Genomic DNA, 15,228 nt, shown 5'->3' on the forward strand with positions numbered 1-15,228 from the left:
CCGGACACCGCGCGGCGTCAGAGCTGCTTCTCGACGAACTTCGTCAAGCCCCGCTCGGCGGTCTCCATCGCCATCCTCTGCGCCTTCTTCACCATGAAGCCGGGCAACGGGATCTTCGGATCGATCGTGAGGGTGAAGTCGACGCGGGTGCCGATCTCGGTGGCGGTGAGGGTGTAGGTGCCGTCCTGCTGGTGCTGCTGGTGGCTCTCGACCAGGGTCCAGGACATCGATTCGTCGCCGTTCCAGTAGTAGTCCACCACCTGCTCGTCGTGGAGGCCGATGATGGAGACGGTCATCCGCACGCGGTGCGGGCGGCCGTCCGGGTGGGTGGTCTCGACGACGACGGTCTTGTGGGGCCCGGACCACTCCGGCAGCCGGTCGACCGCGGCGATTCCCGCCATCACGCGACCCGGGTCGGCCTTGATCTCGAAACTGCTGGAACTGCTGACGGCCATGGGCTCACTTCCTCGTCTTTCGGGTGACGTGCGTCGGCAATGTACCGCACGGTCTCCCGCTCAACCGTCCTCGCGCTCGGACGGTTCCGGCGATCCGGACGGACCGGGCGCGGTCTCCTCGGCGCGACGCGTCGCAGCACGCTCGTCGGCGCGGCGCTGATAGCGCATCTGCTCGCGCAGCGCCCCCTGGACGGCCTGCGACACCCACGAGTTCAGTGACACGCCGTTCTGGGCCGCCGCCTCCTCGGCGCGCGCCTTGATCTGCTCGACGAGGCGCAGCGTCACCCGGCTGATGTCCCCGGTGACATCCTCGAAAGATGGTGCAGTGCCAGCGCTTTCGGTCGGCGCGTCCGTGCGCACCTCGAGCACCGCCGCGCTGCCGTCGAGGCGCACGGTCACCACCCGGTCGCCGAGTTCCTTCGAGATCTCCGCCGCCATGTCCGACAGCGCCCCCAGCACGGCCAGGCGGGCCGGCGCGGCGATCGCTGTGGCGAGGGCTGCCGCGGTCCGGCGGGTCTGTTCGTCGCCGAGTTCCGCGGCGGCGACGAGGGACTCGGTGATCGCGTCCAGGTACGGGTCGAGGTTCATGACGCCATACTGATGTCAAAAATGACGTCAGTCAAGGCGTCGACAAGCGGCCCGCGTCCGGTGCCGCCCGCGGCGGCGCTACGGTTCGACTGGATCGACAACCTGGAGGAGAACCGATGGCGCCCGAGCCCGTCACGCTGAAGGTCAGGCTGGTGGCCAAGACCGAGTTCGTCCCGCCCGCCGACGTGCCGTGGGAGACCGACGCCGACGGCGGGGAGGCCCTCGCCGAGTTCGCCGGCCGGGCCTGCTACCAGAGCTGGTCCAAGCCCAACCCGCGCACGGCCACCAACGCCGGGTACCTACGCCACCTGCTCACCGTCGGGCACCTGTCCGTGCTCGAGCACGGCTCGGTGAGCTTCTACATCACCGGCATCTCCCGGTCCTGCACCCACGAACTCATCCGGCACCGGCACTTCTCCTATTCCCAGCTGTCCCAGCGGTTCGTCCGCGGCAGCGACGCGCCGGTCGTGGTCCCGCCGGCCGTGGCGGGGGATCCGCGGCTCGAGGAACTGTTCCTCGCCGCCGCAGAGTCCAGCCGGGCCGCGTACATCGAACTGCTCGACGCGCTCGACGAGAAACTCTCCCATCTGCCCGAGGGGCCGATCCGCGCGAAACAGGCCCGCGAGGCCGCGCGATCGGTGCTGCCCAACGCCACCGAGACCCGCGTCGTCGTCACCGGCAACTACCGATCCTGGCGGCATTTCGTGGCCATGCGCGCGACCGAGCACGCCGACGTCGAGATCCGCCGCCTCGCCGTCGAGTGCCTGCGTCAGCTGCAGGACGCCGCACCGAACATCTTCGGCGACTTCACCATCACCCGCCTGCCCGACGGCTCCGAGGTCGCCGCCAGCGCCTTCGCCGCCGACACCTGACCGGCAGGTGTGTGTGGAACAGCCCCCGTCACGCGGTAGCCTTCTGACCATGACCAACGGTGATTCCGCTTCTGCTGTCGAGCTTCCGTTCGGCACCATCGCCACAGCGATGGTGACCCCGTTCACCGCCGACGGCAAGCTCGACGTGGACGCGGGTGTGCGTCTTGCCGCCTACCTGGTCGACGGCGGCTGCGATGCGCTGGTTCTCGCGGGCACCACCGGCGAATCGCCGACCACCACCGAGAACGAGAAGCTCGAGTTGATGCGCGCCGTACTCGCCACGGTGGGGGACCGCGCGAAGATCATCGCCGGCGCCGGCAGCAACGACACCGCCCACAGCGTCGAACTCGCCCGCGACGCCGCGCGGGCCGGCGCCCACGGCCTGCTCGTCGTCACCCCGTACTACTCGCGGCCGCCGCAGGCCGGGCTCTACGCCCACTTCACGGCCGTCGCGAACGCCACCGACCTACCGGTCATGCTCTACGACATCCCACCGCGCTCGGTCGTGCCGATCGAAACCGAGACGCTGCGCCGGCTGGCGGAGCACCCGCGCATCGTGGCGGTCAAGGACGCCAAGGGCGACCTCAACGCCGGTGCCGAGCTCATCGGCACCACCGACCTGAAGTTCTACTCCGGCGACGACCCGTTGAACCTGCCGTGGTTGTCCGTCGGCGCCGTCGGATTCGTCAGTGTCATCGGGCATCTCGTCCCCGGCCGGCTGCGCGAACTGTACGACGCCTTCCAGGCCGGCGACCTCGCCCGGGCCCGCGCGGTCAACCTGAGTCTCATGCCGATCCTGCGCGCCGTCTCCCGCCTCGGCGGGGTGAGCGCGTCGAAGGCGGGTCTGCGGTTGATGGGTCTCGACGTCGGCGAGCCCCGCCTGCCCCAGGTGGCGCCGACTTCTGCGCAGATCGACGCGCTCGCCGCGGATCTGCACGCCGCCGGGGTGCTCGCGTGAGCCGCCCGTCGCGCGGCCGGGGCCGCGCCACCCGCAACGCCGGACCGCCCAGCGGCCGGCCCGTGCGCCGTACCGTGCAGACCTCGGCCAACACCCAGCGACCCGATCCGCGCAAGGTGGCGGACATGTCGGGGCGCCTCGGCACCCCGCCGAAGGCGCCGGCCAAGGGCCTGCGCGTCGTCGCGCTCGGCGGCATCGGTGAAATCGGCCGCAACATGACGGTCTTCGAGCATCAGGGCCGGCTCCTCGTCATCGACTGCGGCGTTCTCTTCCCCGAGGACCAGCAGCCCGGCGTCGACCTGATCCTGCCGGACTTCCGGCACATCGAGGACCGCATGGACGACGTCGAAGCCGTCGTCCTCACGCACGGCCACGAGGATCACATCGGGGCGGTGCCGTTCCTGCTGCGCCTGCGTCCCGACATCCCGGTCGTGGGCTCGAAATTCACCCTCGCGCTGGTCGCCGCGAAGTGCCGCGAGCACCGGCTGCGGCCCAACCTCGTCGAGGTCGTCGAGGGGGACAAGACCACGCACGGCCCGTTCGAGTGCGAGTACTTCGCCGTCAACCACTCGATCCCGGACGCGCTCGCCGTCGCCGTCCGCACCGAGGCCGGGCTCGTGCTGCACACCGGCGACATCAAGCTCGACCAGTTGCCCCTCGACGGCCGCCTCACCGACCTCGCCGGATTCTCCCGGCTCGGCGACGAAGGCGTCGACCTGTTCCTCGTCGACTCCACCAACGCCGAGGTGCCGGGCTTCGTGATGCCCGAACGCGAGATCGGCAGCGTTCTGGACAACGTCATCGGCAAGGCCACCCAGCGCGTGATCGTCGCGTCCTTCGCCAGCCACGTGCACCGCATCCAGCAGGTCGTCGACGTCGCCGGGCGGTACAACCGCCGCATCGCCTTCGTCGGGCGGTCGATGGTGCGCAACATGCAGATCGCGCAGGACCTCGGCTACCTGCGGGTGCCGGAGGGGCTCGTCGTCGATCTCGACACCGCCGCGACGTTGCCCGACAACCGGCTCGTGCTGATCTCCACCGGCTCGCAGGGTGAACCGCTGTCCGCGCTGTCGCGCATGGCGCGCGGCGAGCACCGCCAGATCAACATCAAGGCCGAGGATCTCGTCATCCTGGCTTCCTCCCTGATCCCGGGCAACGAGAACTCGGTGTTCGCGGTCGTCAACGGCCTCGCCAAGCGAGGCGCCACCGTCGTCACCCAGCAGAACGCGAAGGTGCACGTCTCCGGTCACGCCTCCGCGGGCGAGCTGCTGTACCTGTACAACGCGGTGCGCCCGACGAATGCTATGCCGGTGCACGGCGAATGGCGGCACCTGCGGGCCAACGCGGCGCTGGCCGAGGCGACCGGGGTGCCGCGGGACCGGATCGTGCTCGCCGAGGACGGCGTGGTCGTCGACCTCGTCGACGGGCTCGCGGAGATCGTCGGACAGGTACCCGTCGGCCACGTCTACGTCGACGGCCTGTCCGTCGGCGACGTCGGCGAATCGACCCTGTCGGACCGGTTGATCCTCGGCGAGGGCGGCTTCATCTCCATCTCCGTCGCCGTGGACGAGAACGGTCGCGCCGTGAGCACCCCGGGGGTGTCCGGCCGCGGCTTCTCCGACGACCCGGGAGCGCTGTCCGAGGCCGCGCAGCTCGTGGACAAGGTCCTCAACGAGCTCGCCGCCGAGGGCATCGACGACGCCCACCGCATCGCCCAGGCGATCCGTCGCGTCGTCGGGCGCTGGGTGTCCGACACCTACCGTCGTCGGCCGATGATCGTGCCGACGGTGATCACCGTCCCCGGCCCGGCGTAGCCGCGCCGGCGCGGCCGCAACCTGCCGCGCCGGACGGTCCGGCGCTACCGGACGGTCCGGCGCTACAGTGGGCCGCGTGAGCCTCGCCCGTGACGAACGACACGCACTCGTCCGCACCATGACCCAGACCGGTCCCGACGCCCCCACCCTGTGCGGGGACTGGACCGCCCGGGACCTCGCCGCCCACCTCGTGGTCCGCGAACGCCGGATCGACACGATGCCGGGCATCGTCCTGCCACCCCTGGCCGGGCACACCGAGCGGGTGCGCGCCGGGGCGGCGGGACGGTCGTGGGAGCAGTTGCTCGCCGACATCGAGTCCGGGCCGCCGGTCTGGTCGCCGCTGTACCTCGTCGACGGACTCGCCAATGCCGCGGAGATGTTCGTCCACCACGAGGACGTGCGGCGCGCCGCGCCCGGGTGGGAGCCGCGCCCGCTCGACCCGTCGACCCAGGACCGCCTGTGGCAGATGGCCCGGCAGATCGGCCGGCGCGGCTATCGCGGCACCGACGTCACGGTGGTGTTCGAGCGCCCCGACGGCAGCCGCGCGACGGTCCGGCGTCGCGGGCCGCGCACCGTGGTCCTGCGCGGAGAACCCGCCGAGCTGCTCCTGCATGCGTTCGGCCGCGACGAGGTACGCGTCGAGACGTCCGGGGAGGCAGCCGACGTCGCGGAGGTCGCCGCATCCGGTCGCGGCATCTGATCCGTCCCGGCACCGGTGTGACCACCGCCTGCGCCTGATGCCGGTGTTGCGGATGGTTCGGTTGTGGACATTGCGACTAACCTGACGGGTATGGCAGGAAAGTCGGGCGCCCGCGGATCGTCGTCAACGACCTCACGGTCGAGGTCGGGCGCGCGCGGCTCGTCCGCCGCCGCCGGCTCGTCGTCGCGGACGAAGAGCGGCACCCGCAAGCCCGCCACGACGACCCGCCGGCAACCGGCTGCGCGGCGCCCGGCCCGCGCCGCCACCCCCCGGCGCAAGCCGCCCGCCCGCTCGTCGCGGGGCAGCGTCCTGCACACGCTCGGTCGCGGGATCGGGAGCGGCTGGACGATGATCGCCCGCGGTGTGGGTGCCACCACCCGCACCATGGGCAGGGTGACGGAGGTCGAGCACGGCCACCGCCGCGACGGCATCGCCCTCGGGCTCATCGCCGCGAGCGTCGTCGTCGCCGGCACCGTCTGGTTCGCCGTCGGTGGTCCGCTCGGAGGCTGGCTCGAGACCGCGGTCCGCGCGGTCGTCGGCGGCGCCAGCGCGGTGCTGCCGCTGGCCGGCCTCGTGATCGCCGTCGTTCTCATGCGCACCGAGCCGCGACCGGAGATCCGGCCCCGGCTCGTCCTCGGGTCGCTGCTCGTCGCGCTTCCCGCACTCGGCCTGTGGCACATCGCCTCGGGTATGCCGGACGACGGCCCGGGCCGGGAGGGTGGCGCCGGGTTCGTCGGCTATCTGGTGGGCGGACCCCTCACCGACGGTCTGACGGTGTGGCTGTCGGTTCCGTTGCTGCTGATGGCGGCCGGTTTCGGGATCCTGCTGCTCACCGGCACGACGATCCGGGAACTGCCCGGAATGTTCCGCGATTACTTCGGTCTGCACTACCGGGCCGACGACGAGTACGGCGAGTACGACCCGGATCCTGCCGACGGCTACGACCCGGAGCGCGACCCGACCCTGTTCGACGCCGACGGCTACCCCGTCGAGCGGCGCACCCGGACCCGGCGGCGCAGCCCGGTCGAGAACTACCCCACGGACGAGTTCGACGGCGACGCCCGCACCGAGGTGCTGCCCCTGTGGGAGCCGGATCCGGCGCCCGCCGCGCCGCCGGCGCCCGAACCCGAACCGGAACCGGCGCCCGAACCGCCGCGGGCCCGCACCCGGACCAAGGCGGCCCCGGCACCGGTCCCGCCGGCAGAGGAGCCACCCGCCGACGACAAGCTCGAGCCGCTCGTTCCCGATCGGGTGGTCGAGGGCGACTACACCCTGCCGTCGCTCGGGCTGCTGCTCGAGGGTGATCCGCCCAAGAAGCACAGCTCGGCGAACGATCAGATGATCGAGGCCATCACCGAGGTGCTCGAGCAGTTCAAGATCGACGCCGCCGTCACCGGCTTCACCCGCGGCCCGACGGTCACGCGGTACGAGGTGGAACTCGGGCCGGGAGTGAAGGTCGAGAAGATCACCGCACTCGCCCGCAACATCGCCTACGCCGTGGCGACCGACAACGTGCGACTGCTCGCGCCGATCCCCGGTAAGTCCGCGGTCGGCATCGAGGTCCCCAACTCGGACCGTGAGCTGGTGCGTCTGGCCGATGTGCTCGCCGCACCGTCGACCCGCAAGGACCACCACGCGCTGCTGATCGGGCTCGGCAAGGACATCGAGGGCGACTTCGTCTGTGCAAACCTGGCGAAGATGCCGCACCTGCTGGTCGCCGGCTCCACCGGCTCCGGCAAGTCGAGCTTCGTCAACTCCATGCTGGTGTCGCTGCTCGTGCGCGCCACGCCGGACGAGGTCCGAATGATCCTCATCGACCCGAAGATGGTCGAACTCACGCCCTACGAGGGCATCCCGCACCTGATCACGCCCATCATCACCCAGCCGAAGAAGGCGGCCGCTGCCCTCGCGTGGCTGGTGGAGGAGATGGAACAGCGCTACCAGGACATGCAGGCCAACCGGGTGCGGCACATCGACGACTTCAACACCAAGGTCCGGTCCGGCGAGATCACCGCCCCGCTCGGCAGCGAGCGCGTCTACCGGCCCTACCCGTACATCCTGGCGATCGTCGACGAGCTCGCCGACCTGATGATGACGGCCCCGCGCGACGTGGAGGACGCGATCGTGCGGATCACCCAGAAGGCCCGCGCCGCCGGCATCCACCTGGTGCTCGCCACGCAGCGGCCCTCGGTGGACGTCGTGACCGGCCTGATCAAGACGAACGTGCCGTCGCGGCTCGCGTTCGCCACGTCGTCGCTGACCGACTCCCGGGTCATCCTCGACCAGCCCGGCGCCGAGAAGCTCATCGGCATGGGCGACGGCCTGTTCCTGCCGATGGGTGCCGGTAAGCCGATCCGGATGCAGGGCGCGTTCATCACCGACGAGGAGATCGCGGCCGTCGTCGACTTCGCCAAGAACCAGAAGGAGCCGGAGTACACCGAGGGCGTCACCACGGCGAAGTCGGGCGAGAAGAAGGACGTCGATCCCGACATCGGCGACGACCTCGACGTCTTCGTGCAGGCGGTCGAACTGGTGGTGACGAGCCAGTTCGGTTCGACGTCGATGCTGCAGCGCAAGCTGCGCGTCGGTTTCGCGAAGGCGGGTCGCCTGATGGATCTGATGGAGACTCGCGGGGTCGTCGGTCCCAGCGAGGGGTCCAAGGCCCGGGACGTCCTGGTCAAGCCGGAGGAACTCGACGGCCTCCTGCTCTCGATCCGCGGCGGCGGGGACGGGGAGACGCCGGCGCCGGCGGAGTAGGGCCGTCGGCACGGTTCGATGCCACGACCCGCATGTGGTTGAATGGGAAGAAGTGGAGGGGAGTATCCCCTAACCCGCGGCAGTTCCGTCAACACGTGCGACACCGATGTCGTTCCGGGGCTGCCGACCTCGAAGCCGCACCGTCGAGCTGCGATCCGAGGTGGGAGAGACCTCCGGTGGTTTGCTGTACCTACCGGAGGAATATCTGCCGATGCATGTCACCCCGCTCACCTGGATCGTCACCATCCTGGTGATTCTCGGGCTCTTCGTCTTCGACTTCTACGCCCACGTTCGCAAACCGCACGCGCCGTCGCTGCGCGAGTCCGGCTTCTGGTCGGCGGTGTTCATCGGCCTCGCCGTGGTGTTCGGCGTCGTGGTGTTCGCGATCTGGGGGCCGACGTACGGCGGTGAGTACTTCGCCGGTTACGTCACCGAGAAGGCCCTCAGTGTCGACAACCTGTTCGTGTTCGTCATCATCATGTCGACCTTCGCGGTGCCGCGCGAGTACCAGCAGAAGGTGCTCACGATCGGCATCGTCCTGGCGCTCGTGATGCGCGGGGCGTTCATCGCCGTGGGTGCCGCGGCCATCAACGCCTACAGTTGGGTGTTCTACCTGTTCGGGGCGTTCCTCATCTACACCGCGATCAAGCTGATCCGCGAGCACGGAGACGAGGTCGAGCACGAGAAGGAGCGGGAGAACCGCATCGTCTCGCTGGTCCGCAAGGTGTACCCGACCACCGACGAGTACCACGGCGACAAGCTGTTCACCCGGATCGACGGCAAGCGCTTCGCCACCCCGATGCTGCTCGCCCTCGCCGCGATCGGCTTCACCGACATCCTGTTCGCGCTCGACTCGATCCCGGCGATCTACGGCCTCACCAGCGAGCCCTACCTGGTGTTCACGGCCAACGCGTTCGCCCTGATGGGCCTGCGGCAGCTGTTCTTCCTCATCGGCGGTCTGCTCGAGCGGTTGGTCTACCTGTCCTACGGTCTGTCCGTGATCCTCGCGTTCATCGGTGTCAAGCTGGTGCTGCATGCGCTGCACGAGAACACCCTGTCGTTCGTCAACGGTGGCGAACACATCGCGGTGCCCGAGATCTCGACCTGGCTGTCGCTGGGCGTGATCGTCGGCGTGCTGGTGGTGACGACCGTCGCGAGCCTGCTCAAGACGCGCAACGAGAAGGCCGACCTCACCTGACCTTCCCGCCGCGCCGGTGACGGGCGTCAGCCGTTGAAGACGCCCATCACCGGGAGCCACTCCGTGATCCGGACCTCGTCGACCAGGCCCTGACGGGCGAACGGATCCCGCGCCATGACCTCCCGCACCGCCGGTTCGTCCGCGGCCTCGACGACGATCAGTGCGCCGGACCCGTCGGCCCACGGGCCGGTCGCGCGCACCGTCCCGGCCTCGACGAGTTCGCCGAGCCAGCCCCGGTGGGCGGGCCGGTGCTCGTCGCGGCCGCTCGCGGTGGCCTCGGAGTAGGTGTACTCGACGGCGAACAGGGGCATGGGTCCTCGCATTCGTGACAGGTGGGCGGAAGGGGCGGCGGCTCAGAGCGTGAGCAGCATCCGGGTGTTTCCCAGGGTGTTCGGTTTGACGTAGCTCAGGTCCAGGAACTCGGCGACACCGGTGTCGTACGAGCGGCACATCTCCGCGTACACCTCGGCGGTGACGGGTGTGCCGTCGATCTCGGTGAATCCGTGCCGGCCGAAGAACTCGACCTCGAACGTGAGCACGAACAGCCGTTCCAGTTCGAGTTCGCGGGCGACGTCGATCAGGCGGGACACCACGAGGTGGCCGACCCCGCGACCCTTGACCCGGGGATCCACCGCGACGGTCCGGATCTCGCCCAGGTCGGACCACAGCACGTGCAGGGCCCCGCAGCCGACCACGGTGCCCGGCGTCTCGGCCACCCAGAACTCCTGCACGGACTCGTACAGCGTGACGAGGTTCTTCTCCAGGAGGATCTTGCCCGAGTAGATGTCGACCAGCCGCTTGATCTCCGGGATGTCGCCGGTTCGCGCACGTCGTACGAGGATGCGGTCGTGAGTCTCCTGGTCCGTCGTCCGCGAAGTCATAGTGGTGAACAGTAGCCGGTCGTTCTACCGATATTGTGTCCGTGTGCCGGTCGGATCCCCATGCTCACGTGTCGCCCCGGCGGACCCGGGTCCGCCTCGTCCTGCGGCGCCGTCCGTGGCGCGGAGGCCGGCGTGAGCGCGCCGCATCCGGAGGTGGCCGGAACCGGCGGTGCGGCGGCGGCTCCCGGGCCGCACGCTCCCGCGGCCGCGGAGCCGGTGCCGCTGTGGAACATCGCCAACATCCTCACCATGCTGCGAATCGTTCTGGTGCCGGTCTTCCTCCTGGTGCTGTTCGTCGGCGACGGTCACGACGTCGCGTGGCGCATCGCTGCGACGGGTGTGTTCGCCGTCGCGGCGATCACGGACCGCATCGACGGTCAGCTCGCGCGCAAGTACGGACTCGTGACCGATTTCGGCAAGCTCGCCGATCCGATCGCCGACAAGGCACTCATCGGCGCCGCCCTCGTGGGTCTGTCGCTGCTCGGTGACCTGCCGTGGTGGGTGACCGGCATCATCGCGGCCCGCGAACTCGGCGTCACGGCACTGCGCTTCTTCGTGCTGCGGCACGCGGTGATCCCCGCGAGCCGTGGTGGCAAGGCCAAGACCCTGGTCCAGACCCTCGCGATCGTGCTGTACCTGCTGCCGCTGCCGGAGGCGGCGACACCCTTCGCCGTCGCGCTCATGGGGCTCGCGGTGATCCTGACGGTGGGCACCGGCATCGACTACGTGGTCCAGGCGGTGCGGCTGCGCGCCGGCGTGCACCGCGTCGAGCAACAGCACGGGGAGTGAGGCGGTGCCCGACCCGCTCGTTCCCGGCACCGCGGCCGCGGAGCTGGTCGCCACCCTGGCCGCGCGGCGGCAGACCGTGGCCACGGCGGAATCGCTCACGGCCGGGCTGATTGCGGCGACGATCGCCGGGGTACCCGGCGCCAGCGTGGTGCTACGCGGTGGGCTGATCGTCTACGCCACCGACCTCAAGTCCGCCCTGGCCGGCGTGGACCCGGATCGGCTCGCGGCGGACGGGCCGGTCTCCGAGTCCACCGCCGCGGCCCTGGCCGAGGGCGCAGCGGCTCGCTGCGGAGCCACGTGGGGTGTGGGCGTCACCGGCGTGGCCGGACCGGACCCGCAGGACGGGCAGCCGCCGGGCACGCTGTATCTCGGGATCGCCGGGCCGGGCGGCACGGTGGTCACCCGCCCGCCGGTGCGTGGGGACCGGTGGGACATCCGGGCCGGGGCTGCCCGCGCCGCCGTGTCGGGCCTACTCACCCGCGTGCGCGGCGCCGCGGGGATGTAGTGTCTTGACACCGCGGTACCGGTGGCAGCCGGACCCGTGCGGAGCCGCGCCCGGCAGGGTTTTCGTGCCCGGGCGGGGAGCCGGGAACCCGGCGACGTGCGTCGTGCGTTGACGGGTTGAGCGACGACGGACGAAGGAGGATGGGATGGCGCTGTTGTTGCGTGAGGCAATCGGTGACAGTCTTCGGCGCACCCGCGTTTCGCAGAGCCGCACCCTGCGTGAGGTCTCCAGCAGCGCCCGGGTCAGCCTCGGCTATCTCTCCGAGATCGAACGCGGGCGCAAGGAGGCGTCGAGCGAACTGCTCGCCGCGATCTGCCACGCCCTCGACGTCCCCTTGTCCGACGTGCTCTTCGACGTCAGCGAGTCACTTGCCGATGCGGTTCCTGCCCGCGGCCGGACCCCGGTGGGCGCGGCGGCCAGTCTCGGGGCCGAGCCGAAGTCCCGGGACTCGGACGCCCTGGCCGCCGAGCATGCGGCGCTCGTGGCGCAGGACACGCGTGTGGTGATCCCGCCGCCGGCGGCACGCGCGCTGGCCGCCGCATAACATGGAGGACGGACCGCGCCGGCCTGGCCGGATGCGGCCGAAAGCGACACAATTCGGGTCACCACCGGGGGGTGGCTCGGGACACACGGCGGCCGGGTACGCGGGGATCACACGGCCGACCGGAAACGGTGCGCGAGGGCCGCGCACCGGGTCGCGTTCGCCGCGGCGTACCAGATGGAGGCAGGATCACACCCATGGCTAATCCGTTCGTCAAGGGTTGGAAGTACCTGATGGCGCTCTTCAACTCGAAGATCGATGAGAAGGCCGATCCGAAGGTCCAGATTCAGCAGGCGATCGAGGACGCGCAGCGCCAGCACCAGGCACTGTCCCAGCAGGCCGCGTCCGTCATCGGCAACCAACGTCAGCTCGAGATGAAGCTCAACCGTCAGCTCGACGAGGTCGAGAAGCTCAACGCGAGCGCCCGGCAGGCCGTGCTCATGGCGGATCAGGCCGGCGCCGCCGGGGACACCGAGAAGGCCATCCAGTACACGAACGCCGCGGAGGCGTTCGCGGCCCAGCTGGTGACCGCCGAGCAGTCCGTCGAGGACCTGAAGGTGCTGCACGATCAGTCGCTGCAGGCCGCGGCGCAGGCGAAGAAGGCCGTCGAACAGAACGCGATGGCTCTCCAGCAGAAGGTTGCCGAGCGCACCAAGCTGCTCAGCCAGCTCGAGCAGGCCAAGATGCAGGAGCGCGTGAGCGAGTCCCTGCGCTCGATGGACTCGACGCTCGCCGCGCCGGGCACCACCCCGAGCCTCGACGCGGTCCGCGAGAAGATCGAGCGTCGCTACGCCACCGCGCTCGGATCCGCCGAGCTCGCGCAGAACTCGGTGCACGGCCGGATGCTCGAGGTCCAGCAGGCCACCGTCCAGATGGCCGGCCACAGCCGTCTCGAGCAGATCCGGGCCTCCATGAAGGGCGAGGCGCTGCCCGGCGCGGCGGCACCGGCGAGCCCTGCGATCAACCCCACCAAGGAACCGCCGTCGGCGGCGGGAAGCGCCGGCTCGCAGTAGCGCCGGCGTCGATGGCAGACGGCAGAAACGCGGCAACGCAATGAACACACCCGCACGCGGTCGGACCGGACAGTTCCCCGGTCCGACCGCGGCCGCGCTCCGGGACATGACCGGCAGCGTGGTCGAGGCGGCCCGCCGCTGGAACGACCCCGCGGCCCGGTTGCGCCGTAAGAAGCGCCGCGCCCGTCGTCGTGCCCGCCTCTTCGGTGCCGCCTCCGGAATGAGCGGCGTCGGCACCGCGACGCTGGTGGCCGCGTCGGCTCCCGACTGGACCATCGTCGCCACCGGCGGGACGACCGCCGTGCTCGTCGTGCCCGCCGCGTTCGCGGTGCGTACCTTCCGGCGCCTCGACGCCGTGCCGCTGCCGCCGCCGGCACCCGCCCGCCGGGCCCTGCCGCCGTCGGGTTCCGTCGCGCGGGCCCCGATGGCCCGGCTGGCGAGCGACGAACAGAGTCTCGCCCAGCTGCTGTCGGTGCTGGCCCGTTCCCGCACCGTCGCCGCCGACGACCTCGAGGAGATCGCCGCGGCCGCCCGGGAGGCCTCCGCCGCGCTCGAGGCCGTCGCGGTGGATGTGGTCGCGCTCGAATCCGCCGCCCGGGACAGTGCCGCCGCCGAGGCGCACCTCGGGGCGACCGTCGCGGCCGCCGGAAAGCGGCTCGACACGGGCGTCGACCAGTTCGAGGAACTCGTTGCCGCAGCGGCCCGGCTCGCGGCGGCCCCGGACGGAACCCGCTCGATGGCTCTGCTCGACCGCCAGCGCGCCGAGCTGATCTCGGCCTCGGACCGGCTCGAGAGCTGGGCCCAGTCGTGGCGGGAGATCCAGCAGATCGAGGGCCGCTACCGGTACTGACGTCGTACCGGTGGCTCAGTCGTCCAGGCCGCGGGCGACGAGGGCCTCGCCCATGGCCTCGGCGGTCAGCAACGCCCCCACGACCACGGGCACCGCCAGGGCCCGCAGCGAGAAGCCGAGCCCGCGGGCCTTGCGCGCCTCGGTCACCTGCGCGACGATCCCGCCGAGCATCGGGACGGCCCGGACGGTCATCACCAGCACGAGGCCGACCCGCTCGGGATCCACGCCGACCCGCCGGAACGGGCCCAGCCCCGCCACGATCGCATCGAGCATGTCGCTCACCCGGGTGGTCAGCGTCACCAGCGCGGCGAGGGCCACGGCAACCAGCAGCTGACCGCACACCACCACCGCCCGCTCCCAGCCGGCGAGCAGCACCTGGAACGCCGCGATCACCACGAGCATCCACAGCAGCGGCCGGAGCTGTCGAAGTGCGGGCCGGGGCGGGATCCGCGCCAGCAGGTAGAGCCCGAGCACGACCACCCCGGCCACCGGCACCTGCCACGGCTGCCGCATCCACACCGTGAGCGCGACGATGAGCACGGCGGTGATCAGCAGCTTCGGGCCCGCCGGCGCCCGGTGCAACGGCGACGACGCGCGATGGTACAAGCCCAGGGTGCTCACGCGACCAGCCTGCGGTAGTAGTCGATCGCCGGGGCGGGCGCGTCGTCGGCGACGACGCGCCCGCCGTCGACGACGAGCACCCGATCGAAGCCGGTCAGCAGGTCGAGATGGTGGGTGACCACCACCAGTTGCTGCTCGAGGTCGGCGAAGGTCCGCGCGATCAGCCGAGCGTTGCGCAGATCCAGCAGCGTGGTTGGCTCGTCCGCCACCAGTACCTGCGGCTCGGTGACCATGATCGCCGCGAGGGCCAGGAGCTGCTTCTGCCCGCCGGAGAGCAGGTGACTCGGGTGGTCGTGGTGCCCGGCCAGCCCGAAGCCGGCGAGCACCCGCCGTACCCGCTCCGCGCGCTCGGCCTTGCTCAGTCCGCTGCGGCGCAGGGAGAAGGCGACGTCTTCCGCGACCGTGGGCATCACGATCTGATGGTCGGGATCGGTGAAGACGAATCCCACGCGCCGGCGCACCTCGCGGGCCTTGCGGGCGGTGTCCAGGCCGTCCACCGTGACCGTGCCGGAGGTCGGGATCACCAGCCCGTTGATCATCCGGGCCAGGGTGGACTTGCCGCTGCCGTTGGCGCCGACGATCCCGACGCGGCGCTCGGTGAGAGTCACGTCGACGCCGTCGAGGACGGTGCGCTCACCGTACGCGTGGCCGACCTGCCGGAAGCGGATCTCGCTCATGCGGTCGTG

At 70.8% G+C, this 15,228-nt stretch carries 17 protein-coding genes; 11 read left to right on the forward strand and 6 right to left on the reverse strand.

Annotated features, from left to right (window positions below):
* Nucleotides 1-17: 17 nt before the first annotated feature.
* Nucleotides 18-455 carry an SRPBCC family protein gene (locus G6038_RS12055; RefSeq protein WP_165037913.1) on the reverse strand — a complete coding sequence of 146 codons (438 nt, stop codon included), beginning with the start codon at nt 453-455 and terminating at the stop codon, nt 18-20.
* A 60-nt stretch (nt 456-515) separates the two neighbouring features.
* Nucleotides 516-1,043, reverse strand: coding sequence for a toxin-antitoxin system HicB family antitoxin (locus G6038_RS12060; protein WP_165037915.1), 528 nt, complete (start codon nt 1,041-1,043; stop codon nt 516-518).
* 116 nt (nt 1,044-1,159) lie between these two features.
* Between G6038_RS12060 and thyX the strand changes: the two genes are divergently transcribed.
* The 6 genes from thyX to G6038_RS12090 all read left to right on the forward strand — a co-directional run bounded on the left by thyX (nt 1,160) and on the right by G6038_RS12090 (nt 9,342).
* Nucleotides 1,160-1,915 carry an FAD-dependent thymidylate synthase gene (gene thyX / locus G6038_RS12065; protein WP_165037917.1) on the forward strand — a complete coding sequence of 252 codons (756 nt, stop codon included), beginning with the start codon at nt 1,160-1,162 and terminating at the stop codon, nt 1,913-1,915.
* A 49-nt stretch (nt 1,916-1,964) separates the two neighbouring features.
* The gene (gene dapA, locus G6038_RS12070) at nt 1,965-2,873 is read left to right on the forward strand and encodes a 4-hydroxy-tetrahydrodipicolinate synthase (protein WP_165037919.1); all 909 of its coding nucleotides are present in this window, start codon (nt 1,965-1,967) and stop codon (nt 2,871-2,873) included.
* Nucleotides 2,870-4,687 carry a ribonuclease J gene (locus G6038_RS12075; protein WP_165037921.1) on the forward strand — a complete coding sequence of 606 codons (1,818 nt, stop codon included), beginning with the start codon at nt 2,870-2,872 and terminating at the stop codon, nt 4,685-4,687. Before dapA ends, G6038_RS12075 begins: the two co-directional genes overlap by 4 nt.
* A gap of 76 nt (nt 4,688-4,763) precedes the next feature.
* Entirely contained in the window at nt 4,764-5,387 is a 624-nt protein-coding gene (locus G6038_RS12080; protein WP_165037923.1) for a TIGR03085 family metal-binding protein, read from the forward strand.
* A 90-nt stretch (nt 5,388-5,477) separates the two neighbouring features.
* Nucleotides 5,478-8,144 carry a DNA translocase FtsK gene (locus G6038_RS12085; protein WP_206024610.1) on the forward strand — a complete coding sequence of 889 codons (2,667 nt, stop codon included), beginning with the start codon at nt 5,478-5,480 and terminating at the stop codon, nt 8,142-8,144.
* Nucleotides 8,145-8,355: 211 nt separating this feature from the next.
* Nucleotides 8,356-9,342 carry a TerC family protein gene (locus G6038_RS12090; protein ID WP_165037924.1) on the forward strand — a complete coding sequence of 329 codons (987 nt, stop codon included), beginning with the start codon at nt 8,356-8,358 and terminating at the stop codon, nt 9,340-9,342.
* A 26-nt stretch (nt 9,343-9,368) separates the two neighbouring features.
* On the opposite strand, the gene G6038_RS12095 is transcribed toward G6038_RS12090, so the two are convergent.
* A complete protein-coding gene (locus G6038_RS12095; protein WP_165037926.1) occupies nt 9,369-9,653 on the reverse strand; it encodes a YciI family protein in 285 nt (94 codons plus the stop codon).
* A 42-nt stretch (nt 9,654-9,695) separates the two neighbouring features.
* On the reverse strand, nt 9,696-10,223 hold the full coding sequence (locus tag G6038_RS12100; RefSeq protein ID WP_206024611.1) for an amino-acid N-acetyltransferase: 528 nt from the start codon (nt 10,221-10,223) through the stop codon (nt 9,696-9,698).
* A 132-nt stretch (nt 10,224-10,355) separates the two neighbouring features.
* On the opposite strand from G6038_RS12100, the gene pgsA reads away from it, so the two are divergent.
* From pgsA to G6038_RS12125, 5 genes are all read left to right on the forward strand, one after another.
* Nucleotides 10,356-11,012 carry a CDP-diacylglycerol--glycerol-3-phosphate 3-phosphatidyltransferase gene (gene pgsA / locus G6038_RS12105; protein WP_165037928.1) on the forward strand — a complete coding sequence of 219 codons (657 nt, stop codon included), beginning with the start codon at nt 10,356-10,358 and terminating at the stop codon, nt 11,010-11,012.
* A 4-nt stretch (nt 11,013-11,016) separates the two neighbouring features.
* Entirely contained in the window at nt 11,017-11,517 is a 501-nt protein-coding gene (locus G6038_RS12110) for a CinA family protein (RefSeq protein ID WP_165037929.1), read from the forward strand.
* Between the two features lie 145 nt (nt 11,518-11,662).
* The gene (locus tag G6038_RS12115; protein ID WP_165037931.1) at nt 11,663-12,061 is read left to right on the forward strand and encodes a helix-turn-helix transcriptional regulator; all 399 of its coding nucleotides are present in this window, start codon (nt 11,663-11,665) and stop codon (nt 12,059-12,061) included.
* 194 nt (nt 12,062-12,255) lie between these two features.
* The gene (locus G6038_RS12120) at nt 12,256-13,071 is read left to right on the forward strand and encodes a PspA/IM30 family protein (protein WP_165037933.1); all 816 of its coding nucleotides are present in this window, start codon (nt 12,256-12,258) and stop codon (nt 13,069-13,071) included.
* 40 nt (nt 13,072-13,111) lie between these two features.
* The gene (locus tag G6038_RS12125; RefSeq protein ID WP_165037935.1) at nt 13,112-13,921 is read left to right on the forward strand and encodes a hypothetical protein; all 810 of its coding nucleotides are present in this window, start codon (nt 13,112-13,114) and stop codon (nt 13,919-13,921) included.
* A gap of 15 nt (nt 13,922-13,936) precedes the next feature.
* Here the strand turns inward: G6038_RS12125 and G6038_RS12130 are convergent, their stop codons facing one another.
* Together G6038_RS12130 and G6038_RS12135 are read right to left on the reverse strand one after the other, a co-directional pair.
* Nucleotides 13,937-14,542, reverse strand: coding sequence for an energy-coupling factor transporter transmembrane protein EcfT (locus tag G6038_RS12130; protein WP_165037937.1), 606 nt, complete (start codon nt 14,540-14,542; stop codon nt 13,937-13,939).
* Entirely contained in the window at nt 14,539-15,219 is a 681-nt protein-coding gene (locus G6038_RS12135) for an ABC transporter ATP-binding protein (protein ID WP_165037939.1), read from the reverse strand. Before G6038_RS12135 ends, G6038_RS12130 begins: the two co-directional genes overlap by 4 nt.
* Nucleotides 15,220-15,228 lie beyond the last annotated feature (9 nt).

Source organism: Rhodococcus sp. 14C212 (assembly GCF_011058195.1).
GTDB classification, from domain to species: domain Bacteria; phylum Actinomycetota; class Actinomycetes; order Mycobacteriales; family Mycobacteriaceae; genus Rhodococcus; species Rhodococcus aetherivorans.

Excerpts from the sequence above, each read along its gene's own strand:
- G6038_RS12095 (WP_165037926.1), bottom strand. The coding sequence starts at position 9,653 with ATGCCCCTGTTCGCCGTCGAGTACACCTACTCCGAGGCCACCGCGAGC.
- G6038_RS12090 (WP_165037924.1), top strand. The coding sequence starts at position 8,356 with ATGCATGTCACCCCGCTCACCTGGATCGTCACCATCCTGGTGATTCTC.
- G6038_RS12120 (WP_165037933.1), top strand. The coding sequence starts at position 12,256 with ATGGCTAATCCGTTCGTCAAGGGTTGGAAGTACCTGATGGCGCTCTTC.
- thyX (WP_165037917.1), top strand. The coding sequence starts at position 1,160 with ATGGCGCCCGAGCCCGTCACGCTGAAGGTCAGGCTGGTGGCCAAGACC.
- G6038_RS12135 (WP_165037939.1), bottom strand. The coding sequence starts at position 15,219 with ATGAGCGAGATCCGCTTCCGGCAGGTCGGCCACGCGTACGGTGAGCGC.
- G6038_RS12055 (WP_165037913.1), bottom strand. The coding sequence starts at position 455 with ATGGCCGTCAGCAGTTCCAGCAGTTTCGAGATCAAGGCCGACCCGGGT.
- G6038_RS12125 (WP_165037935.1), top strand. The coding sequence starts at position 13,112 with ATGAACACACCCGCACGCGGTCGGACCGGACAGTTCCCCGGTCCGACC.
- G6038_RS12085 (WP_206024610.1), top strand. The coding sequence starts at position 5,478 with ATGGCAGGAAAGTCGGGCGCCCGCGGATCGTCGTCAACGACCTCACGG.
- dapA (WP_165037919.1), top strand. The coding sequence starts at position 1,965 with ATGACCAACGGTGATTCCGCTTCTGCTGTCGAGCTTCCGTTCGGCACC.
- G6038_RS12100 (WP_206024611.1), bottom strand. The coding sequence starts at position 10,223 with ATGACTTCGCGGACGACGGACCAGGAGACTCACGACCGCATCCTCGTA.
- G6038_RS12060 (WP_165037915.1), bottom strand. The coding sequence starts at position 1,043 with ATGAACCTCGACCCGTACCTGGACGCGATCACCGAGTCCCTCGTCGCC.
- G6038_RS12115 (WP_165037931.1), top strand. The coding sequence starts at position 11,663 with ATGGCGCTGTTGTTGCGTGAGGCAATCGGTGACAGTCTTCGGCGCACC.